Origin of the sequence: Virgibacillus sp. 7505 (genome assembly GCF_002272135.1) — a bacterium.
Taxonomy (GTDB): domain Bacteria; phylum Bacillota; class Bacilli; order Bacillales; family Amphibacillaceae; genus Terribacillus.
In genome coordinates this window covers 1-246 of the sequence record NZ_NPBF01000254.1, presented here as the reverse complement: position 1 = coordinate 246, position 246 = coordinate 1, and the positions used below count along the sequence as shown (strand labels likewise).

Genomic DNA, 246 nt, shown 5'->3' with positions numbered 1-246 from the left:
AAGCGGCTTTTCAAACACCATTGTTTGCAAATCGTTATGAACACACACTCCAGGAGCGATTGCCGCGTTTGCGGACAGCCTTTTCCGCCCAGTCTCCTGTTGGGACTCCCGTTTCACAAGAGGCGATTACAGCATTGCAACAAGCAGTGGATTGGCTAGAAAAGGCAGGTCATCATGTTGAGGAAGCAGCGCCGCCAATTGATGGCGTCGAACTAATGAGGCATTATTATCTGATGAATGCAGGAG

At 49.6% G+C, this 246-nt stretch carries 1 pseudogene; it reads left to right on the top strand.

The features are described from left to right. A pseudogene (locus CHH91_RS18845) lies at positions 1 to 246 on the top strand (amidase); the annotation flags it as partial.